The sequence below is a fragment of the Spirosoma litoris genome (assembly GCF_054776755.1).
Genome location: NZ_BAAHBI010000002.1, coordinates 152,958 through 176,385, shown reverse-complemented (window position 1 = coordinate 176,385; position 23,428 = coordinate 152,958). Strand labels below are relative to the sequence as shown.

The window sequence follows — 23,428 nt, the reverse complement described above, 5'->3', positions numbered from 1 at the left end:
TTGAGGGAACTACTCATAACGCTTAGTTTCTTAATGCCACTATTAACAGAATTACCGTCGTAATCCCAATCAAAATAGCCCACGGGCGCCAGAAGTGTCCACTGTCACGTCGGCGCTCCTCGGCTGTCATGTCGCGACGTCGCTTCAGTGGTTTCTGCCCTAACTTACTAAAGTAATATACGGAGCCTGCCAGGCCTCCCAAACCGAGATACAAAGTCAATAAGGCCAGAAAACCGCTGCCCGAGCAGGCAATCGAACACGCTAACGCAGCCATAAAATAGGTAACTACAATGCCTAAAATGCCCAGCGCAACGTACAATCCACGAGGAGGTTTTGGGGCTGTGTCAGTAGCAATGGCTTTAATTTCTGAGTGAGTTGCCCGACGGCCAGTATCTGCTGGCGACAGCGAATCGCCTACAACAACAATACGTCGACCACCCAGAACGCTGGTCGTGGGCTGCGTCGTTTGGATATGATGATTCCATATCCCACCTAGTAAATTGAAAAGCAGGAAGTTGCTCAAGAACGCAACGAACAGCCATCGGCGGCCAGTCCAGTAATTAGTCGATGCAGACGTTTCCAATGGGTAAAGCTGAATGAAAATAGCCATACCGATTAACAAAACCATACAGACAGTAAGGCTAGCGAGTGGAATTTTGTCCAGTATCGTTGCGCCTAATAGAACACCGGTAAAGCCATTGACAACTTCGCCAAGAACGATCAGGAAAATGGCAAGGCGCGTATGCCGACTAGCCCAGTAGGAAAGTATTTTCATTTAAAGGTGTGGTTAAGAAAAAGAATTCCTTATAAATAGAATATTTGGGTGATTATGTAGGATATAATAAATAAACAGCTCCTGCCAAAATATGTTTGACAGGAGCTGTTTTGTGAAGAATACCAAAGAATAAATGAGTGTCCTAATGACTAAGCCAGTGCTTTGGTAAGCGTTTTCTCCACGCTGGTGGTTAACATTTCACTCAGATACTGGGCTACAGCTTCGACAAAACCGGGCAGCGAGCTCAAATCAGTCTGCCATAGGGATTGATCGGAGAGCACACTTTTGACAAATGCCTGTACAGTAGAGGCATCTTTAGGCTTAACAGTTTTCCAGTCGCCGTAGAAGTATCCCGCTTTATCGTCGCGGATGGGGTAGGTCAGGATACCCCCGTTAACGGCGATCTCGCCAAAGAACTGGCCCTTTTCTTCACGAGTTGCTTTCATGAAGAGCAAGTAGGCCGCAAAACCCAGGGCTATATGTTTGGGCACAGCATTAAACTGCTCAAAATAACGTTGGATCGTGGCTACATTCCGAGCCTGCATTTTGGCCGTTTCCTGAAGTGAAATATTCAGTAGCAAATGGTCGAGATTGGGATTTCGGAATCGATCCAGTACATCGTGGGCAAACTGCTCAACAGCCGCTTTATCCATACCTGGAATCCCGTAGTCGGGCACAGTTGGCACAATTTCAGTAAGCATCAACGACTCAACGAATTTGCTCATGCTTACATGATTCATCTCATCGGCAACGGTTTCCAAACCTAGCAGGTAGCCAAGTGGCATTGTTAAGGAGTGAGTGCCATTGAGAACCCGCAACTTGCGTTCCCGGTAAAAATTGATGTCTTCGTCAATGATGATTTGCGGAGTACTGGCATTGGCAAAACTCAGCGTTTCCCGAACCCGATCGTCGCCTTCAATGGCCCAGAGGTGATAAGGCTCGGTGAAGGTCAGCAAATCATCTTCGTAACCAACTTCCTCTTGCAAAGCTTGCTGAGCTTCTTTCGTTGGACGGGTTACAATGCGATCGACCAATGAGTTGCAGAACCGAACGTGGAACTTGAGCCATTTGGTGAATAGCTTCCCTAACTCGTTGAATTGGGCCAGTTTTTCAACCGCATCCCGAAGTTTCAGGCCATTGTCGGTGACAAGCTCGGTTGGGATAACGATCAACCCTTTAGCGCGTGAGCCGCCAACACTTCGGAATCGCTCATAGAGAAATGCCGTTAATTTGGCTGGAAACGACTGGGGAGGATGCTGGAAAATACTTTCCTCAACATAATCCAGGCCAACTTCGGTCGTGTTGGAAATAACGATCTGGAGTTTCGGATTCCGGGCCAGCATCAGGATTTCTTTCCACTGGGTTTGAGCCGCCAAAACCCGACTGATTGCTGAAACAACTGTATTTTCAGAAACAGCCTGCCCGTTCTGAAGACCCCGAACCGCCACCGTATAGAGGTTGTCCTGATCTGAAAATTCATTGGTTTGGCTATCCGTTGATTTGACAACCACAATAGAACCACCAAATTGGCCTTCAGCATTGGCTTTTTGAACCAGATAATCGGGTAAGCCGCGCAGCAGAACACCAGTACCAAATTGTAATATTTTTTCAGGAAAAACGGGAGCGGGATGAGTTGAACGGGTTAGTTTAGCCATAGTTGGGTGGGTGGCAATCTGCGATGCAGTCATTAGTTGGATATTCGTTACTGTTATCTAATAAGGAAATTTATGGCTGGATACGTCATAATTCAGCAATTATACGAACTACTTGGCGAAACCGGGCTTTTTAGAATCTATTGATCCTGTTGATTCTATAGAATCTATTGTGCGGCTACGAAATCTAAAGAATTAACTGGAGTCTACTTACTTACCGTTTCAGTTTACCCGAACTGTCGCCATTGGCTAACGTTTCAACTTCGGCTACGGTCGCCAGATTTACATCGCCCGGAATCGTATGCTTCAAAGCCGATGCCGCTGCACCAAATTCGACTGCCCGCTGCAGATCGTTGAACGTCAGCAAACCGTAAATCAAACCAGCCATGTAGGCATCGCCCGTACCAATCCGGTCCGTAATTGGTTGAATGTCGTATACTCTTGATTTATAAACAGACTCTCCGTCAAACAGTTTAGCCCCTAGCCGATTATGCGACGCACTGACAGAGGTTCGTTTCGTATCGGTTATATAGCGAACATTCGGGAATCGCTTCATCAGAGCACGTCCTGATTCCTGAAATGTACTGCCCACTACATCATAAAGCTCCGAAAAAAGCCCTTTGCTGCCTAGTACAAGCGTACAACCTTCGGTCAGCGCAGGCATAATTTCCTGCGGCCTACGGCCATATTGCCACAAATTGCTCCGGTAAACAATGTCGGCCGAAACCGGAACGCCTAACCGATTGGCTGTTTGAATACCAGCCAGCAAACAATCGGCAGCGCCTTGCGAGAGAGCGGGGGTGATGCCCGTCCAATGAAACCAATCGGCTCCCGTTAAAACAGATTCCCAATTGATGGTATCGGCTTTTATGCGCGAAAAAGCGGAATCGACCCGGTCGTAAATAATCTGGCTGGCACGACTTCCGGCCCCGGTTTCCAGAAAATAAAGCCCTAAACGCCCATCACCGTATTGGATATGTTGGGTGTCTACGCTGTATTTCCGAAGATAGCCCGCAGCCGATCGGCCCAGAGCATGATCTGGAAAACGAGTAACATGGGCCGCCTGTAAGCCAAACTGTGCCAGCGATACAGCTACATTCGCTTCGGTACCGCCAAAGTGCATGCTTAGACTATCGGTCTGGACAAATCGACCGACACCCGGCGGACTGAGCCGGAGCATGACTTCGCCAAATGTGATAATTTTCATTAATTCTGGGTTTCAGGTTCCAGGTTTAATGTTGTGCTCATGGCCTCCAAATTTAAAGCCCAAAATGTGAAACATTGAACTTGAAACGAATACGTTAATTAGGAGCGGCTACCGATTAGCCAATGGCCACCCTTCTCTAATTCTTCGGCTTTGACGGGCTCTAATTTCGGTAATACTAAATGAATTATCACCAACGCAATCAAATACGAGCAACTGGCAATGATAAACATCGGCAAATAACCAAAAGCGGTAATAATACGCCCGGCTAGTAAGGATAATAAAATGCCGCCGACGGCTCCAAACATCCCACCAATCCCGCTGACCGATGCGACTACATTTTTCGGGAAAAGATCCGATGCGAACGTGTACATATTGGCCGACCAACCCTGATGGGCAGCCGTTGCCAGTGAAATAAGAGCAATGGCTACGGTAAGACTACTGGTTTGGGCCGCAAAAAATATGGGCACAACACAAAGGGCGCAAATGAGCATCGTGGTTTTTCGGGCTCGATTGGCCGACCAGCCTTGTCGCATAAACTGTGTACTGAGCCAGCCAAAAAAAACGCTGCCTGCGTCGGACACGACGTAAATAATCAGGAAGGGCATGCCAAAACTTTTCAGATCGAGCTTCTGGTCGAGTGCATCGTTGGAATTGAAAAAATCGGGTAGCCACGACATATAAAACCACCAAATCGGATCGGCCATTAATTTCCCAACGGCGAAAGCCCAGGTTTGTTTGTAGCCCAGTAGTTGCCCCCACGATACCGTTCGGGGTGCTGTTTTCTCGTTATCGCTACGGATATAGGCGAATTCTTCGGCCGATAGTTGGGCGCTTCGTTCGGGTTTGCTGTAGGTAAACCACCATAAAATGAGTAGACCAAATCCCAAAAGACCGGTTATCATAAATGAACTCCGCCAGCCAAACTGTAAAATCAAATAGGGCGCAATAAGTGCAGTTATAATAATACCTACGTTGGTTCCGGCATTGAATAATCCATGCGCAAACGACCGTTCGTTTTTCGGAAACCATTCGGCCACTGTTTTAACTGAGGAGGGAAATATGGCCGACTCGCCCAGACCCAGAAACGCTCGCGCCCACCGAAGTCCAGACATGTTGCCAACGAAAGTGGTGGCAACGGCGGCAATGCTCCAGACAATGATGCCGAGTGAGAAACCACGTCGGGTACCAATGCGGTCGATAAGCCAGCCTACCAGCAAAAAACCAATCGCATAGGCAAATTTAAAAGCCGCATCTACATCACCGTACAAAACCTTAAACCGGTCGGTAGCCTCTTTGGTGAGTACAACAGCTTGACCATTGTGGTCAGGCGCTAAATCGAGCATTTCTTTCCGAAACAGATCGTCGGTCATCGTGAATGACAGCACCTGGCGATCGATGTAGTTAATCGTGGTTGCCAGAAATAGCAAGGCAACAATCCGCCACCGAAAACGGCCCGAAGTAGTTGACGTTTGCAAAACAAGTTAAAAGGTTTAGGGAGAAAAGCCGCAAAGAACGCTTTTTTTTCTAAAAATAAGTCAATAGTTATCAGTCGTTAGTGAATCGTGGTTAATCTTTGCAATCGGCTAGTAGTATAGCGCCTTATTAATCCCATTGACTGTCGACTACAGACTACTTTTAACATATGCTTGAACAAACCTGGCGATGGTTCGGCCCTAACGATCCTGTATCGCTCAACGACGTCCGGCAGGCAGGAGCCACCGGTATTGTAACGGCCCTGCATCATATTCCAAACGGCGAAGTATGGCCGCTCTCCGAAATTTTAGCGCGTAAAACGTACATCGAAAGCCAGGGGCTGGTGTGGTCGGTGGTTGAAAGTATTCCGGTGCACGAGGGCATCAAAACTCGTACAGGCGATTACGTGCGGTACATCGAAAACTATAAAGAATCGATCGTGAATCTGGCGCAGGCGGGTATCGATACCGTGTGTTACAATTTCATGCCCGTGCTCGACTGGACTCGTACCGATCTTGATTTTTCGATGCCCGATGGGTCGACAGGATTGCGTTTCGATGCCACGGAGTTTGCGGCTTTTGAGCTGTACATTCTTCAACGGCCTGGTGCGGAGTATCTATATAATGATGAACAGAAGCGTCTGGCAAAGGCTAAGCTTGACCGCATGAGCGATAGCGACCTGAAGCGATTGGTCAAGACGATTATTGCAGGACTTCCCGGCTCGGAAGAAAGCTACACGGTTGAGAAATTCCGGGACGCGCTGGCCATGTATGCTGATGTGAGTGACCGGGAACTGCGCCAAAACCTGTATGCATTCCTGCGCGAAATTGTGCCTGTTGCTGAGTCGGTAGGCGTTCGGTTGGCCATTCACCCTGACGATCCACCATACCCTATTCTGGGCCTGCCTCGCGTGGTGAGTACCGAAGCGGATGCTCGTGCGTTGTTGGCTGCTGCCGATTCGCCAGCCAATGGTATTTGTTTCTGTACGGGTTCCTACGGGGTTCGTGCTGATAATGACTTGGTTGGAATGGTCGAACGATTGGGGTCTCGCATTCATTTCGTGCATTTGCGCAGTACACAGCGCGATGCCGATGGGAGTTTCCAGGAGGCAAATCACCTCGAAGGCGATGTGCCAATGCCAGGCGTTATGCGGGCTTTATTGCTAGAACAAAAGCGACGGGAGGAGGAAGGTAGAACGGATTTGCGCATGCCGTTCCGCCCCGACCACGGTCATCGAATGCTTGACGATCTGACCTCGGGTAAGCGAACAAACCCAGGCTATACTGCTATTGGACGTCTACGTGGCCTAGCCGAGTTGCGCGGCCTGATGATCGGATTGTCGGCCAATAAGTTGTGATTGTGGAGATTTCTTTGTGTGGTGTCGGTTACTTTTAACCGACACAGTGAGGTTTCTCAAAACCTACTCTTTTGTGATTTTACATAAGGTTTTGAGAAACCTCACTGTGTCAGATGTTAGCATCTGACATCACATCGTCGATTTTATAAAAAAATAATCGAAAGCCGGGAGAAAGAAACCGGCTTTTACTTTTGATCGCATGACTACAGTAACGCCCGCTCCCACGTTCTTATCCGACGATTTTTTATTGCAAACCGAAACAGCCCGTCGACTCTACCACGACTATGCCCGCCCAATGCCCATTATCGATTACCACTGCCATCTGCCACCCGATCAGATTGCAGCCAACAAGCGCTTTGAAAACATTACACAGCTTTGGCTCTACGGTGATCATTACAAATGGCGGGCAATGCGAACCCACGGCATTGATGAACGCTACTGCACGGGCAATGCAAGCGATTGGGAAAAGTTCGAAAAATGGGCTGAAACGGTCCCGTATACCCTCCGGAATCCGCTCTATCACTGGACGCATCTGGAGTTGAAAAATCCATTTGGGATAACGGATGTGTTGAATCCATCAACGGCGCGGTCGGTGTATGATACCTGCAACGAACAGCTACCGAACCTGTCGGCTCGCGATCTGCTTCAGTATTTCAATGTTCGGGTGGTATGTACAACTGACGATCCGTTGGATTCGCTGGAGCATCACAAGAAGATTATCGAAGATGGATTTACGGTGAAAGTTCTGCCCGCTTTTCGGCCCGATAAAGCGATGGCAGCCGATGATGCCGATGCCTTTCGGGCCTATGTGCAGAAACTGGCCGTATTGACCAATACCGAAATTCATACGTTAACCCATTATCTGGACGCGCTCAAATCCCGACATGATTATTTTGCCGAAATGGGCTGTCGGTTGTCCGATCATGGTCTGGAAATGATCTATGCGGAACCATATACCATCGGTGAGGTTCAATGGATTTTCGATCACCTGAATAGGGGAGTGGCTATTTCGGCCGGAGATGTGTTGAAATTTAAGTCCTTTATGCTGGTGCAGTTTGCCGAGTGGGATCATGAAAAAGGCTGGACACAGCAATTTCACCTGGGCGCCCTCCGCAACAATAATCGCCGTCGACTACGTGAACTGGGCCCTGATACCGGTTGGGATAGTATCGGCGATTTTCCGCAGGCGGCTTCGCTCTCCCGCTTTCTGGGTGGGCTGGATGATCGGGACCAACTAGCTAAAACAATTTTGTACAACTTGAATCCGGCCGATAACGAAGTGATGGCCACTATGATCGGAAACTTTAACGATGGGTCGATTCGTGGGAAAGTACAGTTTGGGTCGGGCTGGTGGTTTCTGGATCAGAAAGATGGTATGGAAAAGCAAATCAACGCGCTTTCGAACATGGGCTTGTTGAGTGCTTTTGTGGGTATGCTTACCGATTCTCGTTCATTCGTATCGTTCCCACGTCATGAGTATTTCCGACGGATTCTATGCAATATTTTCGGCAACGAAATTGAAAATGGCGAGCTCCCCAACGATGTTGCCTGGGTTGGCCAGATTATACAGGACATCTGCTACCGCAATGCCGAACGGTATTTCGGATTTTAGCTTCGAACGGTGACGCACACATTTGTTAACACGAGTGGCCCCACTGCCGATTCTGATCCGGTTCGACTGCATGTCGTTCAGGCGGGTCTGGCAACGGGGCCACTCATTATTTTGCTGCATGGTTTCCCGGAGTTCTGGTACGGCTGGAAACATCAGATTGAGGCATTAGCCGAAGAGGGCTTCTGGGTTTGGGTACCCGATCAGCGGGGGTATAACATCAGTGATAAGCCAACGGCTGTTGATGCGTATGGGCTTGATACCTTAGCGTCCGACGTGGTTAGTCTGATTGATGCCGCAGGCCGACAAAAGGCGGTGATCGTGGGACATGACTGGGGAGCGGCTGTGGCCTGGTGGACAGCCGTTTCATACCCGGAGCGAGTGGAGCGCCTGGTTGTCCTCAATGTTCCACATCCAATTGTTATGAAGCGGTTTGCCAGCCGAGATATGGGACAACTGTTCCGTAGCTGGTACATCGGCTTTTTTCAGATACCCTGGCTTCCCGAAGTTGTGGTGCGGTTAGGAAATTGGGCTTTCCTGGCACAAACAATGAAACGTAGTAGCCGACGGGGCACATTCACAGAGGCAGACCTGAAACAGTATCGGGCAGCCTGGTCGCAACCGGATGCTGCTAGGGCCATGATTAACTGGTACCGGGCTTCGTTCCAAAAGCCACCCGCCCGACGGGCCAGCATTTGGGTTACTGTGCCAACGCTGCTGATTTGGGGCGTCAGAGACCAATTCCTAAAACGGGAAATGGCTCAGCCCAGCATTGATCTCTGCGACAACGGACGGGTAGTATTTATCAACTCCGCCACGCACTGGGTTCAACATGAAGAAGCCAAACGTGTAACGGAGTTGATCATTAGTGGATGAGGCTGGCGCGGGTATTTACCCGTTCCTTTTAATCTAGCCAGTATTCACTGGCGTTTTGGAGTAAAGCGTCAGCATTTGCTGACTGGATTAAAAGGCACGGGTGAATACCCGCGCCAGATTAGAACATTACACTTACTGCTTATACACCTTCCCGTCTTTCATGACAAACTTGACGGCTTGCAGGGTTTTGATATTCTGAATGGGGTTCTCATCGACAGCGATAATATCGGCAAACTTACCAGCTTCGATTGAACCGACTACGGCATCCATTCCCAGCAATTTGGCATTGGTCATCAACGCTGCTTTGATGGCTTCTACGGCTGGCATTCCCGCTTCGACCATATATTCAAACTCTTTGGCGTTGTAGCCGTGAATAAATACGCCCGCATCGGTACCGAAAGCGATTTTTACACCAGCTTTGTACGCTTTTCCGAATGTTGCCTGAATTTTTGGGCCAATCGCCAGTGCTTTAGGAACTACTAAAGGCGGATAATAGCCAAAGTGCCGGGCCGAATCAGCGGCTGTTTTACCGGCAATGATGGTTGGAACGTAATAGGTGCCGTATTTCTTGAACAGTTCAATGGCTTCGTCGTCCATCAATGTACCGTGCTCAATAGTCTGCACACCAGCGCGAATTGCCCGTTTCATCCCTTCGGCGCCATGAGCGTGAGCTGCTACGGCAAAACCATAATCTTTGGCCGCATCGACAACCGCTTTTACTTCCTCCTCCGTGAATTGTGGGTTAGAACCATCTTTGGCATTACTCAATACACCACCTGTTGCCGTAATTTTGATCAGGTCAGAGCCGTCTTTATACCGTTGACGAACCGCTTTACGTGCATCTTCCGGGCTGTTGATCACGCCTTCAGCCGGACCTGGGTCACCCATCAAGTCTTTCCGATAGCCATTCGTAGGATCGGCGTGGCCGCCCGTTGTAGCAATCGATTTGCCAACGGTTAGGACGCGAGGCCCCTCTACCAGACCAGCATTGATGGCGTTACGTAGCGAGACATTTACGCCCGAGCCACCCAAATCGCGGACTGTTGTGAAGCCTGCCAGTAGCGTTGTTTTGGCGTAACCTGCTGCCCGGTAGGCAACATCCGCTGGATTGCTGGTAAAGCCATCAATGGCACCGCCCCGGCGGGTTTGCATCTCCAAATGGACGTGCATATCGATTAAACCGGGAAGAACCGTTTTCGCCTTCATGTCCAGGACTTTATCCTGGCCCGAAGGCGTTGTATAGCCTTTCTGAACGGCGGTAATTTTGTTGCCTTCAACAACAACCGTCATTTGGGGTTGTAACGTGTTTCCGGTACCATCGAACAGATTTCCGCAGTGAATGAGTGTCCGCTGGGCAAATAGAGGAGAAGCCAGCAGCGATAAGCCTGCCAGCAGGTATAGTTTTTTCATAAATGAAGTTGGTTGGGTACAAAAAAGGCAGTAACCACTGGTTACTGCCTTCAAAATACAAAAAGATAGGGAAGAACCCTTATAATTTTGTTAGCTGAACGGTTGCCGTCTGCGCTTCATTCGTAGATGGGTAACTTGGATACGGGTTCACCCCAAGCAGAAGCACTTTGTACATAGTGTTGTCAAGAACAGTAGTGGTCGAATCTGTTCGATTAGCGCCAGCCCCTAATTTCAAGCGTACAGCACTGGAGTCGGTAGCTGTCGAAAGCAACAGTTTGACTTTAGCCTCTCCTCCCCAGATGCATACAAGCCCAGTTGGGCAACGACTATCCTGAATGGAGTCGGCACGGACTATAACCGTTGTGCCGATGCGTGCTGACTGATGTAAGCCAACCGAAACAGAGGGGTATGGAGTCGCATCCGACGATTTACAGGCTGAAAAGAGTGTTGTTCCAACGATGAGAAAACCAGAAAGCCATTTCATTGAGTTTAACATGGCACTTGCAATTTGTTTTCTAACAGGATACTCTTGCCCCGAGAAAGGTTGGAAAGACGCGCTTATTTTTTTACAATTACTCCGTCAGCTACAAAAGTCAAGGCTTTTTCGGGTTCGGTAATTTTCTCGATTTCCTCCTTCGATTTTCCGGCGTCATGGGCGTAATGGCGCAGGTCGGCTACGGGTGTTGTGGAGGTTTCTGCAAGACCTTCAACGACAACGGTTTTGCCGACAATGTCTTTCGGAACGAAGAAGCCATAATCTTTAAACGTAACGCGCATCGTTTGACTATCGCCCGTTTTTACTTTCATCCAGCAGCCTTTTACTTTACAGACCGATTCTACCGTACCTTCAACCTTGGCGGGCATTTCGGTCTTGTCCATCATTTTTGCGGCTAATTGTGTAGCTGGAATGGCTCCTTTTTCGGTTATTTTTTTGCCATGATAACTGACGTCGTTTTGGGCAAAGGCGATGATGGATGCGCTGCTAAGGAGTAGTATAAACAAGAAGCTTTTCATGGATTTTGCGGTTGATTTGTGAATTGAGTTAGACCTGGCTGGTATTTAGATGTAATCAAAATTAGTGATTTTTGCTTTACCCTCACCCCCGGCCCCTCTCCCAAAACGGGAGAGGGGAGTGTTTAGCTAAGATTTTCTTGAATCTTTCGCAATACATAATCTAGCCTATACTGAATATCGTCATTCGTAAAGCGCATTACAGTCAGCCCAAGATCACATAGTATTGCTTCACGTTCTGCGTCATTCATACGAGCTTCGGCTGTATTGTGTACTGACCCATCGACTTCAATTACGAGTTTATACTCGGCGCAATAAAAATCAACAATGAAATGGCCAAAACTATGCTGACGGCGAAATTTTATATTTGCCAAACGCCGTCCACGTAATTCAGCCCAAAGCAAAATTTCGGACTCAGTCTGTTTCTGCCGAAGTTCCCGGCGAAGCTCTTTCATAGACGGTGTGCTCGAATGCTGTTTCATAACTTTATGTCTTTCGCAGTAGACGACAAACCTGCTAGTAAGCCACAACGTGAGTACTAAAAAAGAACGTGAGTACTAAAAAAGCCCCTCTCCCGGAACGGGAGAGGGGTTGGGGTGAGGGTAAAATAAGTAAAACCAAACAAAACCATGCAACAACAACTATCTGCCGACTGCAACGCATTTGTCGCTGTCGTAAATGCCTTATCGGCCGACCAATTTCGTAAACCGCTTGACGATAAATGGTCCGTTGCTGAAGTGATGCAGCATCTATATCTGTCGGCTCGACCCGTATCCCGGTTGATGGCAGGCCCGCGTGATGTACTGACGCAGTGGGGCAAGGCCCCATTGCCCGCAAGAGCATACGAAGAAATAGCATCCGCCTACAAAAAAATATTGGCGACAGGAGCTAAAGCACCTGCCGCCATGTCTCCTCGTGCGGAGGATATGAAGGCTGAAAAAAGTGAGCTTGTGGAGCGATTCGTTAGTATATATCAGACGCTGATCGATGCTATAAGCACCTGGTCCGATTCGGAGTTAGACACCTATTGTATGCCTCATCCGGTGCTTGGTAAACTGTCTGTTCGGGAGATGTTATTCTTTACGAGTATTCATACGCAACATCATTTGAAGCTACTACCGTATGGTGGTCAAGTATAGTCAGACAATTTCTGACTATTATCGAGCGAGTTTCAATCCTTTATTCCCCACTCGGCCAAAGTAATAATTGACGCCGAATTTCAGTCGACCGCCTTTGCCCCGGCTGACGGTTGGATCAATTTTGTTGTAAAAGTTACTTTCATAAGAGACCTCGGCGCCGAGACGGTGTAAAATCCAGGCCATTACCCCTATTTCAAGCCCTACACTGGTGTATTTGGCTTTTACACCTTCCGGAATTACTTCCGAAAATTCGCGTCCGCTGTTGATACTCGCGCCCACAAAACTGCTGATTCGCGTGCGGAATGGGTAGTAACGGGCAAAGGCACCAACCTGTCGGGCGTGGTACTTATTACCTACCAGTCGGTCGGCATCATAGCGTAAACCTGCGGCAAAACCTGGCTGGAAAAAGTAACCCAGGCGTGTATTGACATCGAAGTAGACCTGGCCACTAGTTGCGCCAAAGCCGATGCCGCCCCCTAAAAAGACGTTTCCTGGATCGAACCAACTGAGCTGGTGTGTTTCCTGATAACTGAGCGATTTATCGATTTCGTCTTCTAATTTGTCGCCCGCTCGGTTCACCGTGCGACGCATGTCCTGTTTCGTCCGTTCATCCACGAGTGGTTTAGAACGTTCTGTTGAGTCGGACCGATTCTGTGCTAGCCCAACTATCGACACGCTTGTCGATACTAGTAGGAGAGTAAGTAATTTTTTCATCGTCGTTGAGTGAGTATATATAAATACTTGTTCTATTAACTATAAACCCCAGATAAGGTTTGTGGTTACACTCAACGCGTCGATTGACAAAACAATACCGTCTTCTCACAATCGGAAAAGACGGTATCTGTAAAATAATCAGAATTAGCTCAGTATTACGCCAATTGCTCAAGCAGGGCGGCTACTTGTTCCGCTGATGTAGCTGGGAAATTGGCAATCCGTATCTGTGAATCCTTGAACTTACCATAGCCACTACCCACAATCATAGTAGACTTTTTGACTGAAGCAATGACATCGGCAGATGGTTTCTTCGTCGTAGCAACAACAACCGTTTGAGAGCGGTGCTGTTCTTTTTTAACAAACGGCTCGTAGGCTTCTGAACTATCCAGAAATTTATAGATCATTCGAGCCTTTTCTTCGGTCTGCTTTCGAATGTTATCGATCCCAATTCGATTGAAATCTTCGGCGATCTTACCCAGCAGATAGATGAAGAGCACGTTAGGCGTGGCTGGCGTTTCGAAATCTTTATAATGCTTCCAGAGCATCGGTAATGTATTGTGCGCACCTATCGTGAAGTCTTCTGTTTTCTGTAGACGCTCTGCTTTTTCGAGGCAGGTTTGACTGGCGATCCATACGCCCAGACCGGCAGGCATACCAAAGGCTTTCTGAACCGAGAAAAAAGCCGAGTCGATGATTCCAAAATCCAGGTCTGGGTAGGGAGCCGATGAGACCATATCCACGCAAAACAACTTTTTAGGGTATTTGCGCTTGAGTTTGTGGATCTCCGACGTCTTCATCTGCACACCCGACGAGGTTTCGTTATGGGTCAGACAAACCAGTTCAGCGTAAGCCGGTACCTCTATTTCTGCCGCATCGAAACCCTCACCGAAAGGTTTCTGAAGAAGTTGCGCGTGCTTTTTGAGCGAGACGGCGTAATCGTAAAACTTTTGGGAAAAAGACCCATTCACTGCATGAAAACTTTCGAATTCGACGCAGTTGAGCAAGACACGCTCCCACACTTCCGAGGCTGATCCTGTAAAGAAAATACCGTGCGTGGCCGGGATACTCAACAGTGTTCGTAACTGTTCATCGGCAAACTTGTAAATATCCCGGAACTTCTGACTACGGTGAGAAATTGAGCCAATTTGCTCATCCATCGCCTGTTGCAAATGCTGATAGAACGTTGGATAAAGTTCGGCTGGGCCGGGAGTGAAGTAGGTGTTTTTCATTTTTAAAGAGTGAAAGAATGAAAGAGTGAAAGAGCGAAAGATGGATCGTCCACTCTTTCACTCTTTCACTCTTTCGCTCTTTAATAAAGTAATCTAAACTTAATTGTATTGTCAATTCCTTTCAGTTCCTCAACCACTTCGTCGGCGTATTCTTTGGCAACGTCCGTAATTACGTAGCCAATCTGCTCGTTGGTTTTCAGGTACTGACCGTGAATATTGATGTGGTATTTGGCAAAAATAGAGTTCATTTTGGCCAGAATACCCGGTACGTTGGCATGAATGTGTAACAATCGGTGCGCTCCCTTCAGCAGAGGCAGTTGCAATTCGGGGAAGTTTACACTGCCATACGTACTACCGTTATTGATGTATTCGAGCAGTTTGGCCGGTACAAAGTTACCGATGTTCGCCTGGGCCTCTTCGGTGCTACCACCAATGTGCGGAGTCAGAATAACATTGGGCAGTTTGCGAAGAGCGCTCATAAACTCTTCGTTATTGGTTTTTGGTTCGTCTGGGAACACATCGATACCCGCGCCCACAACTTTACCGCGCTCGATGGCATCGACCAACGCTGGAATATCGACGATGTGCCCACGGGACAGATTCAGGAAGATAACCCCGTTTTTCATCAGCGAAAATTCCCGATAGCTGATGAGGTTTTTGTTTTCTTTCCGACCGTCGGTGTGTAAGCTGATGATATCGGCAATAGCCAGCAGTTCGTCCAGCGACTTGCATTTGCGGGTATTACCAAGCGCCAGTTTGTCGACAATGTCGTAGAAATAAACTTCCATACCGAGGGCTTCGGCTACGACCGATAATTGTGTACCGATGTTGCCATAACCAACCAGTCCAAGTTTCTTGCCACGAACCTCGAAGCTGTTTTTGGCCGACTTGTCCCAGCCTCCCAGGTGCATCAAGTTGCTTTTGGGAACAATGCTCCGAATCAGCATGATGATTTCGCCGATGGCTAATTCGACTACCGAGCGCGTGTTGCTGTAAGGCGCATTGAAAACGGCGACGCCTTTTTGAGTGCAGGCGTCTAAATCAATCTGGTTTGTACCGATGCAGAACGCGCCAACGGTCATGAGTTTGTTGGCGTGTTCCAGAACGCGGGCTGTTACATTCGTTTTTGAGCGGATGCCCAGAATCGATACGTCGCGGATAGCTTCGATGAGTTCGTCCTCATCCAGCGCGCCTTTCCGAATTTCAACGTTAAATCCTTCCTGCTCAAACAGTTGAACGGCTACCGGGTGAACGTTTTCCAGCAGCAGCACTTTAATCCGACTTTTGGGGTACGATTGGCTCCGGCTCAAGTTGTTATGGTATAAGAATTCGTCGAGTGAAGGGGCTACGTGGTCGGCTTTTTCAACGACGCGAGGCCGCAGTACATTTTCGGTAAACGCGTAGAAGCGATTGGCCAAACCCGATGCTCTGATTTCATAATCGGTATAGCCATCGCCAATAACATACACTTCGCCATCGAGTTTCAAATTTCGAATCACCTGCGATTTCCCGCCATTCGCCGATAGTGGGTTTTTAGGGTCGAATCCGACAATAAGACCTGCGTCATCGAACACAAACGTATTGGCAAACACGTGATCGGCCCGAACACCCAACGACGTTACAATAGGAACAATGAACTCGCGAAAGCCATTGGAAACGATATAGATATTGGCCGCATTTTCAGTCAAAAACTGCTTATTGCGCTGAAACGAATCCGATATCTTACCCATCAAATTTTCGATGAGCGCAGGCAACTGGTCGCGGTGGGCTTTTAAAAGGCCAAGCCGTAAGACAAGCGATTCGGTGAACGAAATTTCACCCGACATACCTCGATCGGTAATGGCCTTGATCTGATTGAGCACATCGTCTCGGTCGGGGCGACCGATCAGCGAGATTTCACCCAGCACATCTAGCGCTTCTACTTTCGTGAAGGTGCTATCGAAATCGATAATGTAATACGTTTGTTCGGCCTGGCCGACGTTCGATTGTTTGGTGAGCATGATTTAAACGGGGTCAATATCCGCGTCTTCTAGCGGGTCACTTTCTAAAATCTGTTTAATGGCTCCTTGAAGAGGAGGTAAATGAACAGTGATAATTCGCCAAATAATTTCGTAATCCAGACCAAAATAATCGTGTACCAGAATATGTCGAGTCCGAATAATACGCATCCACTCAATTGTTGAATGCCGATCACGAAATTCTTTCGAAATACGGTTCGCAGCTTCCCCTAAAACTTGCACATTTCGAATAACTGCATCGCGTGCCATTCTATTTGCAAGAAAAGATTCATAGTCTAAACCGATAATGTATTCTTGTATGGCTTCGACGGCTTCCAGCATATCTGTTAACAAGACGTAGGATGACCGTTTAGACATATTGCAGTTGATGAGTGATGTAGGGAATCAGCTTTGTTTTAATTGCCTGGCGAGTTACCAGATCGACTGGCTTATGCAGCAAATTTTCTAACTCAATGGATAAATCAATAAATTCAAAGCCAACAGGTTCCTTGAATTCTACTAAAATATCGACGTCGCTATCTTCAGTTGCCGTCCCGTCAGCATAGGAACCAAATAAAGCTAATGAAGCCAATGGATAGGCGGCAAACAAACGCTCTTTATTTGCTTGTAACAGTTGTTTAATATGTGTGCCATCCATATATATTAGCTGTTATTGGTTTGTAAAAACTCTCCCGCCCGTTTCTCCGACCAATAGGTACCTTGAATCCCTTCGCTTTTTGCCGGGAAGCCACAATGCCCTCCCTGGTCAGGGAACTCCATCCAGACGTTCGGTAGTTCCCGAGCTACTGTTTCCGGAAAACATTCGGGTGATAAAAACGGATCATTTTTAGCGTTGACAATCAGTGTTGGAATAGCAATAGAGGGTATAAATTGCAATGAACTACTACGGGTATAGTAGTCTCTGGCATCCTGAAACCCATTCATCGGCGCTGTAAATGTATTGTCAAATTCTCGGACGCTACGCACCTTCCGAACGGCTTCTGTAGGAAAAATGCCAGGCATAACAGCGGCTTTATCCAGTACTTTTCGTTTCAGTGTTCGGTTGAATCGGTAATTATAAACCAGGCTATCCCATTGTTCGAGTCGTTTGGCTGAGCCCATTAAATCTAACGGAACAGAAAAAACGACCGCTTTTTTTATGGCCTGATGAATGGCTTTCCCCTTTTCACCGAGGTATTTTAAGGTTACGTTGCCTCCCGCACTGAAACCCATCAAATAAATAGTTTGATAGCCTTTGGTGAGAGCGTGTTGAATGATCAGATCAAGGTCGCCGGTTTCACCAACATGGTAAAACCGCTCCTGCCGATTCATTTCGCCACTGCATGACCGATAATGCCAGGCCAGACAATCGAACCCCAATTGCGTTAAATGGCTAACCATTCCCGCCAGGTAAGGGCTTTTTGAACTCCCTTCCAATCCGTGAGAGAGGATAACAAGTGTTTTAGCTCGGTGCTCGGTGCTCGGTGCGGGGTTAGCAACTACATCGATACCCCGCTCCTTGCTCCCTGCTCCGTGCCCATAACACCAATCCAAATCCAGAAAATCATCGTCGGGTGTTTCGATACGTTCGCGGACGTAGGAGACTGCTACCTTGCGGAACAGCGAGGGAATGATGGTTTGCAGGTGGCCGTTCCACAAACGCGTGGGTGGCACATAACTTGATGGGGCAATCAGCGGCATTACCGAACGCGGGCGATTGAAGCCGCAAAGGTACGAGTTCCAATCCTTAGAAGGTTAGTAAATCCAATAAAAAAAGGCTGGTCGTAGGGCGACCAGCCTTTCCTGTTGAATACAACCTGAATTGAAAAAAGCAATGTTGGCTACTGCCTAAGCAGTAAGTGATTCAAAATTGGTAAATAAAAAGAATTAATACAACTATTTCGATAAAATAAAAAAGAGATTTTAGTATTCAGGCTTTCGCAAGCGCACAAAATCCCTACTCGATTTATTTTCAACGAGCAAACACAACAACCAAGAGCAACCAGTTGTAGATAACGCAGTATCTGACTGTAACCTGTTATCTTTGATAAATAGATCTGCTGTTACGAATTTTAGATACGCCCCAGGTTCTGCTTATTTGGCAACAGGCACAGGCCATTCTGAACAATGAGCACCAGAAACGGCAGCCGTTCTATGAATGGCTCGATGAAGACAAGAAGGCTGAGTTTGTTAATGGAGAGATCGTTATACAATCACCTACATTGGATCGACATAACTCCACAATGTTGTTTCTTGCGACACTACTAAGTGTCTATGTAGATGATCGTGAGTTAGGCTATGTCCGAGCTGAAAAGGCTTTAGTGGAATTAACCCGAAACAGCTACGAGCCCGATGTTTGCTACTTTGGGCCTGCTAAAGCTTCTCAGATTACAGACGATCAATTATACTATCCTGCTCCTGATTTTATCGCAGAAGTGCTTTCAAAAAGTACCGAAAAGAATGATCGTGAGCTCAAATTCGCCGATTATGCCGCTCACCGAGTTGCGGAATATTGGATCATTGACCCGCTTCGCCGAACAATTGAGCAATATGGTATTAATGCTGATACAGAAGAATATGCGCTGATAGGATCGTTTGGTATTAAAGAAACTGTAACTAGTCATGCTATTACTGGCTTTACCATTCCGGTAAGAGCCTTGTTCAATACGGCGGCCAATATGCTTGCCTTGCGCAACCTGCTCCTTAAAGGCGGTTCTTAAATCCCCGTCGCCAATACAGGCACAAAGTGCTTCTGATTCAGCGGAAGATTCTCGGCTGTCCATTCAATATCTTCGACAAAAGCAAAGGCGCGCACAGGGCAGTCGGCTACGCGGCAATAGTGGCAGCATTCTTTCTCGCAGGGGTCAGTATGAACAAAAATTTCGACACCACCCTGAAAGCCATCTTTGAGCGTATCTTCAAAATGATGCACCTCATCGTGTACTTTCGTTAATTCCCAGTAATAGGGGAGCGTTAGGTGGCAATCGATGTGTAGATCAGCGCCGTATTTCTGAACTCGTAGATTATGTACATCAATCCAGTTTTGGTCCTTATGAACAGTGAGCAATGTGACTACTCGATGAAGCGTCGGGATATCTGCTTCATCCATGAGTCGGGCAATTGACTGGCGGGTAATCTGGAATCCGTTGTAGATGATCCCGACAGCCAGTACAACCGATAGGGCACTATCGATCCAGTGTTTCCCCGTTATAGCTACCAGTGCTACCCCAACCATCACCACGATACTGCTAAAGGTATCGGTTAGTAAGTGTTTGCCGTCGGCCGTCAGGGCTGCCGAATCCGTTTGTTGACCCGATCGAATAAGTCGCCAGCCTACAAATGCATTGGCGCCTGCCGTGATGCCAACGAGTACCAGACCCCAGTCGAGATTGCTTAACGGTTTGGGCTCAAAAAAGCTGAGAATTGCTTGCCAGATAATGACCAGCCCAGCCGACAGTATCATGGAGCCCTCGAAACCCGACGACAGGAATTCGATTTTACCGTGTCCGTAAGGATGGTTTTGATCAGCAGGTTGACTGGCTAAATAGATACTGTAAAAGGCAAAGCCGCTGGCAATAACATTAACGATGGACTCAACGGCATCGGACAAGATGGCGGTCGAATAAGTCAGGAAATAGGCCGTGAATTTGAGAATCAGCAGAACAATGCTCAGCCCCAGCGAGATGCCCATCCATCGGTATTTCGTTTGTTGACTGGCACTCATGAAGTGATATCAAGTGGTAAGTGGGTGTTACAAAGGTAACGATTTCGACGCGGAATGTTGGTGCCTTGTTGGTGATGAAGTCCTTTCTGGCATGGTCATTTTTAAGGAAATTCGTTAAAACCAGCTTGAAAGCTCTGCTTCTATAAGTCTACAGAATAGCTTGATTGTAGTATAATACGTAGTCGAATTTTAACAAATTCCGGATAAAAAGCTTCATCTCGTTTTGCGGTAAACTATCTTTATGTACTTTTGACATAAAGGCATGCGTAATGCTTTTCCTTACCAATTCCCCAATTTATCCTATGAAAAAACTTGTCCTGGTAGTTGCCTGCCTGGTTGTATCTGTCGGTGCGTTGATGGCACAGGCTGTCAATCGTAAACCGTTGCCTATTATTGATGTGCATGTGCATGCCATGAAAGTAAGTCCTGGTTTTGCCGTCGAAATGTGTCCCTGGTTCCTGAAAGATATGCCTGGCAGCGACCCGACCCAGAATTTGCAGACGAGCTCTTTTCTGAATAAAGATTGTGTAGACCCACTGAAACCGGCGAAGTCGGACGAAGAAATGGAGAAGGCGGTATTGGAAACGATGGAGCGGCTCAACATGACCATCGTAGCCTATGGCGACCCCCAAATCTTACGGAAATGGAAAAAAGCAGCTCCTAACCGGGTTATTCCAGGAATTGGCGTAAGCTCGCCCAAAGACATGACGGTGCAGGCCTTTACCGATTCATTGTCGTCGGGATTTTATAAGGTGATGGGCGAAGTAGCTCCTCAGTATCAGGGCTTATCGCCTAGCGATATGTCGTTGGATGGTTATTTTGCTGCTGCCGAAAAATTGAATATTCCCGTAGGGATTCACATGGGAACCGGCGGTAATGGCATGGCCAACCTTACACAGGCCAAGTACCGGGCTTCGCTGGGGAGTCCGTTCTTACTGGAAGATGTATTGGCTCGCCATCCTAAAATGAAAATATGGGTGATGCATGCGGGTTATCCAATGGCCGATGAAATGATCGCGTTAATGGGCGCAAATGCCTATGTATACGTTGATCTGGCTGGTTTTATCTGGAGCTATCCGCAGGCCGAAATTCATGCGTACCTCAAACGCCTGGTGCAGGCAGGCTTTGGCAAACGAATTCTCTACGGCACTGATTTCATGGTGTGGCCTAAGTTATTCGAAACCTCAATGAGTGTGATCGAAAATGCCGACTTCTTATCGTTCGAGCAAAAGCGCGACATTTTTTTCAACAATGCCGTTCGTTTCTTCCGGTTGGATGAGAGCAAGTTTAAGTAAAGCTTTCCTCCCTTTAGAGTTCTCTTCTGACAGGAGAAATAATTTAATGAAGTAAAAAAAAAGATTGGGTTACCTTTTGGTGGGTAGTGGTATTAACGGGCACAATAATGATCTAAACGATGAAAAATAACGTAAAATCAGCGATCTTTTTTGCCGCTATGTTGGCGATGACTGTAGCTTGTCAGTCGAAAAAAACGGAATCGGAAGCCACCAACACCGACACTACGACTGTTGTTGAAAGCGAAACCATTGCTACTGGCGACAGCGCTACTGTGGTTACAGATTCGGCTACGATTGTTTCGCCTGATTCAACAAAAAAATAAAGTAAGATTTACTACCCATTAAAAAACCTCCATTCCTAGCGTTACCGCTAGGAATGGAGGTTTTTAGCTTTCAATCCCAGTACGGCTGAGGTTGTAAGTCATAGGGTTGAATTGAATTGGGTAATTCTTTTAGTACGACCCCGATGGGGTCGAATGTTTATAGCTATCATGATTTCCTATAAACATCTGACCCCATCGGGGTCACACTATATATGACTCAATCCACTTCCATTTAATAGCCTGGGTTTTGCTGTGTTCGGATGTTCGCATTGGCGTTTATTTCATCCTGAGGAATGGGCAATATGCGACGGTAATCTGAGAACGGAATCGAGCGGGCTGCGCTTGGATATTGCGAACTGCGGTTGATATCACGACCCAAACGGTTCAAGTCACTAAAGCGGTCGCCCTCAAACGCCAGTTCTTTCCGACGCTCGGTGATGATTGCATCCAGCAACGCAGCTCCTGTGTAGGTATAGGCTTTCAGCGAAGGTTCGCGTTTCTGAGCCACCATGTTCAGGTATTTCAGCGCATTGGTTTCGTCGCCAGTTCGATAATAGGATTCGGCCAGGATCAGCACTATATCGGCGTACCGGATAATCTTGAAATCGTCTTTATCGTTGTTGTTCGAAACGTTCTGGTATTTGTTTACGATCAGCGCATCGTTACCCGAACGTTTACCAACAATGATCAGGTTTTTCCGAACGTCACGAGTACTATACAGATTGTAAAGATCCGTAGACGCCATACCATCGCCGTAACCCGATTGGCTATACATGTTGGCCAACGCATCGGAACCTGCATTATTTACATTGTCAGACGAAATCTCGAAGATGGTTTCCAGCTTGTCGGTACGAGGAGCTGGGTTGTTCCAGTAAGCCACATAGACTGCTGAATCGGCCAGCGTGTATCCTCCTTTCGTAACCACATCCAGAGCTGCAGCCTTCGCTGCTGCGTAGTTGCCTTTGTACAGGTGGACTTTCGCGAGTACAGCTTCGGCAACATATTTGGTGATGTATGACGAGTTTTTGGTAACCGTCATCTGGTTAAATCCTTTCGTTAAATCGCTGACAACCTGCGCATATACCTGCGCAACCGTATTGCGGCTTGGTTTCGCTAGTGGGTCATACGTTAGAATAAGCGGAACACCTAGCGATGTTGAATCGGCGGTGTATTGTTTGGCAAACATCCGCACCAGATCGAAATAGTGAATCGCTCGTGCTGTCAGTGCTTCACCCTGATACTGGGCTACGTTAGTTGTTGTGGTTACATTTGCATTGATCGCGTTGTTCGCCCGCAGAATGTTGGTGTATGCCTGCGCCCACAAGCTGGTAAAATAGGTATCCTGCGAGTTAATGGCGTAGGTATTCTGGGCCAGATAGCGACCTGAGTTAGCCGTCGAAATATAGACGTTATCGGCCATAACATCGTTGATGAACGGGAATGTACGGCCATAGATGTTTGCACTCCGCATGCCGGCATACATACCGTTCAGGGCGTTCGACATATCACTTTCACTTCGGATGGCTACATCACTGTTCACGCTATCGTAGGGGACCTGGTCAAGAAACTTTTCACTGCAAGACCATAAGCCCATTGCACTAGCCACTAAGCCAATATAAAGTACTTTTTTCATGATT

General features: G+C 47.5%; 23 protein-coding genes. 7 read left to right on the top strand and 16 right to left on the bottom strand.

The window, feature by feature from the left end; translation table 11 throughout:
* Positions 1–22 precede the first annotated feature (22 nt).
* From ACYVGR_RS01565 to ACYVGR_RS01550, 4 genes are all read right to left on the bottom strand, one after another.
* Complete coding sequence (locus ACYVGR_RS01565) at positions 23–775, bottom strand: hypothetical protein (protein ID WP_460953367.1); 753 nt, start codon at positions 773–775, stop codon at positions 23–25.
* A 149-nt stretch (positions 776–924) separates the two neighbouring features.
* On the bottom strand, positions 925–2,463 hold the full coding sequence (locus tag ACYVGR_RS01560) for a tagaturonate reductase (RefSeq protein WP_460953365.1): 1,539 nt from the start codon (positions 2,461–2,463) through the stop codon (positions 925–927).
* Positions 2,464–2,641: 178 nt separating this feature from the next.
* The gene (locus tag ACYVGR_RS01555; RefSeq protein WP_460953363.1) at positions 2,642–3,634 is read right to left on the bottom strand and encodes a PfkB family carbohydrate kinase; all 993 of its coding nucleotides are present in this window, start codon (positions 3,632–3,634) and stop codon (positions 2,642–2,644) included.
* A gap of 98 nt (positions 3,635–3,732) precedes the next feature.
* A complete protein-coding gene (locus ACYVGR_RS01550) occupies positions 3,733–5,109 on the bottom strand; it encodes an MFS transporter (RefSeq protein WP_460953361.1) in 1,377 nt (458 codons plus the stop codon).
* A gap of 167 nt (positions 5,110–5,276) precedes the next feature.
* Here ACYVGR_RS01550 and uxuA point away from each other — a divergent pair, with 167 nt between their 5' ends.
* From uxuA to ACYVGR_RS01535, 3 genes are all read left to right on the top strand, one after another.
* Entirely contained in the window at positions 5,277–6,464 is a 1,188-nt protein-coding gene (gene uxuA, locus ACYVGR_RS01545) for a mannonate dehydratase (RefSeq protein WP_460953360.1), read from the top strand.
* 199 nt (positions 6,465–6,663) lie between these two features.
* Positions 6,664–8,076, top strand: a complete 1,413-nt coding sequence (uxaC, locus tag ACYVGR_RS01540; protein WP_460953358.1) for a glucuronate isomerase — start codon at positions 6,664–6,666, stop codon at positions 8,074–8,076.
* 9 nt (positions 8,077–8,085) lie between these two features.
* A complete protein-coding gene (locus ACYVGR_RS01535; protein WP_460953356.1) occupies positions 8,086–8,949 on the top strand; it encodes an alpha/beta fold hydrolase in 864 nt (287 codons plus the stop codon).
* 132 nt (positions 8,950–9,081) lie between these two features.
* Here the strand turns inward: ACYVGR_RS01535 and ACYVGR_RS01530 are convergent, their stop codons facing one another.
* The 4 genes from ACYVGR_RS01530 to ACYVGR_RS01515 all read right to left on the bottom strand — a co-directional run bounded on the left by ACYVGR_RS01530 (position 9,082) and on the right by ACYVGR_RS01515 (position 11,825).
* A complete protein-coding gene (locus ACYVGR_RS01530; RefSeq protein WP_460953355.1) occupies positions 9,082–10,359 on the bottom strand; it encodes a metal-dependent hydrolase family protein in 1,278 nt (425 codons plus the stop codon).
* A 79-nt stretch (positions 10,360–10,438) separates the two neighbouring features.
* A complete protein-coding gene (locus tag ACYVGR_RS01525; protein WP_460953353.1) occupies positions 10,439–10,843 on the bottom strand; it encodes a hypothetical protein in 405 nt (134 codons plus the stop codon).
* A gap of 74 nt (positions 10,844–10,917) precedes the next feature.
* Positions 10,918–11,373 carry a DUF4920 domain-containing protein gene (locus tag ACYVGR_RS01520; RefSeq protein WP_460953351.1) on the bottom strand — a complete coding sequence of 152 codons (456 nt, stop codon included), beginning with the start codon at positions 11,371–11,373 and terminating at the stop codon, positions 10,918–10,920.
* A gap of 122 nt (positions 11,374–11,495) precedes the next feature.
* Positions 11,496–11,825 (bottom strand): endonuclease domain-containing protein, encoded by a 330-nt coding sequence (locus ACYVGR_RS01515; protein ID WP_460953349.1) that lies wholly within the window; start codon positions 11,823–11,825, stop codon positions 11,496–11,498.
* Positions 11,826–11,999: 174 nt separating this feature from the next.
* Between ACYVGR_RS01515 and ACYVGR_RS01510 the strand changes: the two genes are divergently transcribed.
* The gene (locus ACYVGR_RS01510; protein ID WP_460953348.1) at positions 12,000–12,509 is read left to right on the top strand and encodes a DinB family protein; all 510 of its coding nucleotides are present in this window, start codon (positions 12,000–12,002) and stop codon (positions 12,507–12,509) included.
* A gap of 18 nt (positions 12,510–12,527) precedes the next feature.
* On the opposite strand, the gene ACYVGR_RS01505 is transcribed toward ACYVGR_RS01510, so the two are convergent.
* The 6 genes from ACYVGR_RS01505 to ACYVGR_RS01480 form a co-directional block, all read right to left on the bottom strand.
* Positions 12,528–13,223, bottom strand: a complete 696-nt coding sequence (locus ACYVGR_RS01505; protein ID WP_182461608.1) for a hypothetical protein — start codon at positions 13,221–13,223, stop codon at positions 12,528–12,530.
* A gap of 155 nt (positions 13,224–13,378) precedes the next feature.
* Positions 13,379–14,452: an aminotransferase class V-fold PLP-dependent enzyme gene (locus ACYVGR_RS01500; RefSeq protein ID WP_460953346.1), complete on the bottom strand. Its 1,074-nt coding sequence runs from the start codon at positions 14,450–14,452 to the stop codon at positions 13,379–13,381.
* 80 nt (positions 14,453–14,532) lie between these two features.
* On the bottom strand, positions 14,533–16,452 hold the full coding sequence (serA, locus tag ACYVGR_RS01495) for a phosphoglycerate dehydrogenase (protein ID WP_460953344.1): 1,920 nt from the start codon (positions 16,450–16,452) through the stop codon (positions 14,533–14,535).
* A gap of 3 nt (positions 16,453–16,455) precedes the next feature.
* A complete protein-coding gene (locus tag ACYVGR_RS01490; protein ID WP_460953343.1) occupies positions 16,456–16,827 on the bottom strand; it encodes a HepT-like ribonuclease domain-containing protein in 372 nt (123 codons plus the stop codon).
* Positions 16,820–17,107, bottom strand: a complete 288-nt coding sequence (locus ACYVGR_RS01485) for a nucleotidyltransferase family protein (protein ID WP_460953341.1) — start codon at positions 17,105–17,107, stop codon at positions 16,820–16,822. Before ACYVGR_RS01485 ends, ACYVGR_RS01490 begins: the two co-directional genes overlap by 8 nt.
* 5 nt (positions 17,108–17,112) lie before the next feature.
* Positions 17,113–18,150 carry a YheT family hydrolase gene (locus ACYVGR_RS01480; protein WP_460953339.1) on the bottom strand — a complete coding sequence of 346 codons (1,038 nt, stop codon included), beginning with the start codon at positions 18,148–18,150 and terminating at the stop codon, positions 17,113–17,115.
* A gap of 350 nt (positions 18,151–18,500) precedes the next feature.
* On the opposite strand from ACYVGR_RS01480, the gene ACYVGR_RS01475 reads away from it, so the two are divergent.
* A complete protein-coding gene (locus ACYVGR_RS01475) occupies positions 18,501–19,169 on the top strand; it encodes a Uma2 family endonuclease (RefSeq protein WP_460953506.1) in 669 nt (222 codons plus the stop codon).
* Here ACYVGR_RS01475 and ACYVGR_RS01470 read toward each other — a convergent pair.
* Entirely contained in the window at positions 19,166–20,173 is a 1,008-nt protein-coding gene (locus tag ACYVGR_RS01470; RefSeq protein ID WP_460953337.1) for a cation diffusion facilitator family transporter, read from the bottom strand. The genes ACYVGR_RS01475 and ACYVGR_RS01470 overlap by 4 nt on opposite strands.
* Positions 20,174–20,475: 302 nt before the next feature.
* On the opposite strand from ACYVGR_RS01470, the gene ACYVGR_RS01465 reads away from it, so the two are divergent.
* Positions 20,476–21,468, top strand: a complete 993-nt coding sequence (locus ACYVGR_RS01465) for an amidohydrolase family protein (RefSeq protein ID WP_182461617.1) — start codon at positions 20,476–20,478, stop codon at positions 21,466–21,468.
* A 119-nt stretch (positions 21,469–21,587) separates the two neighbouring features.
* Positions 21,588–21,791, top strand: coding sequence for a hypothetical protein (locus ACYVGR_RS01460; RefSeq protein WP_460953335.1), 204 nt, complete (start codon positions 21,588–21,590; stop codon positions 21,789–21,791).
* A gap of 232 nt (positions 21,792–22,023) precedes the next feature.
* On the opposite strand, the gene ACYVGR_RS01455 is transcribed toward ACYVGR_RS01460, so the two are convergent.
* Positions 22,024–23,424 (bottom strand): RagB/SusD family nutrient uptake outer membrane protein, encoded by a 1,401-nt coding sequence (locus tag ACYVGR_RS01455; RefSeq protein ID WP_460953333.1) that lies wholly within the window; start codon positions 23,422–23,424, stop codon positions 22,024–22,026.
* Positions 23,425–23,428: the final 4 nt, after the last annotated feature.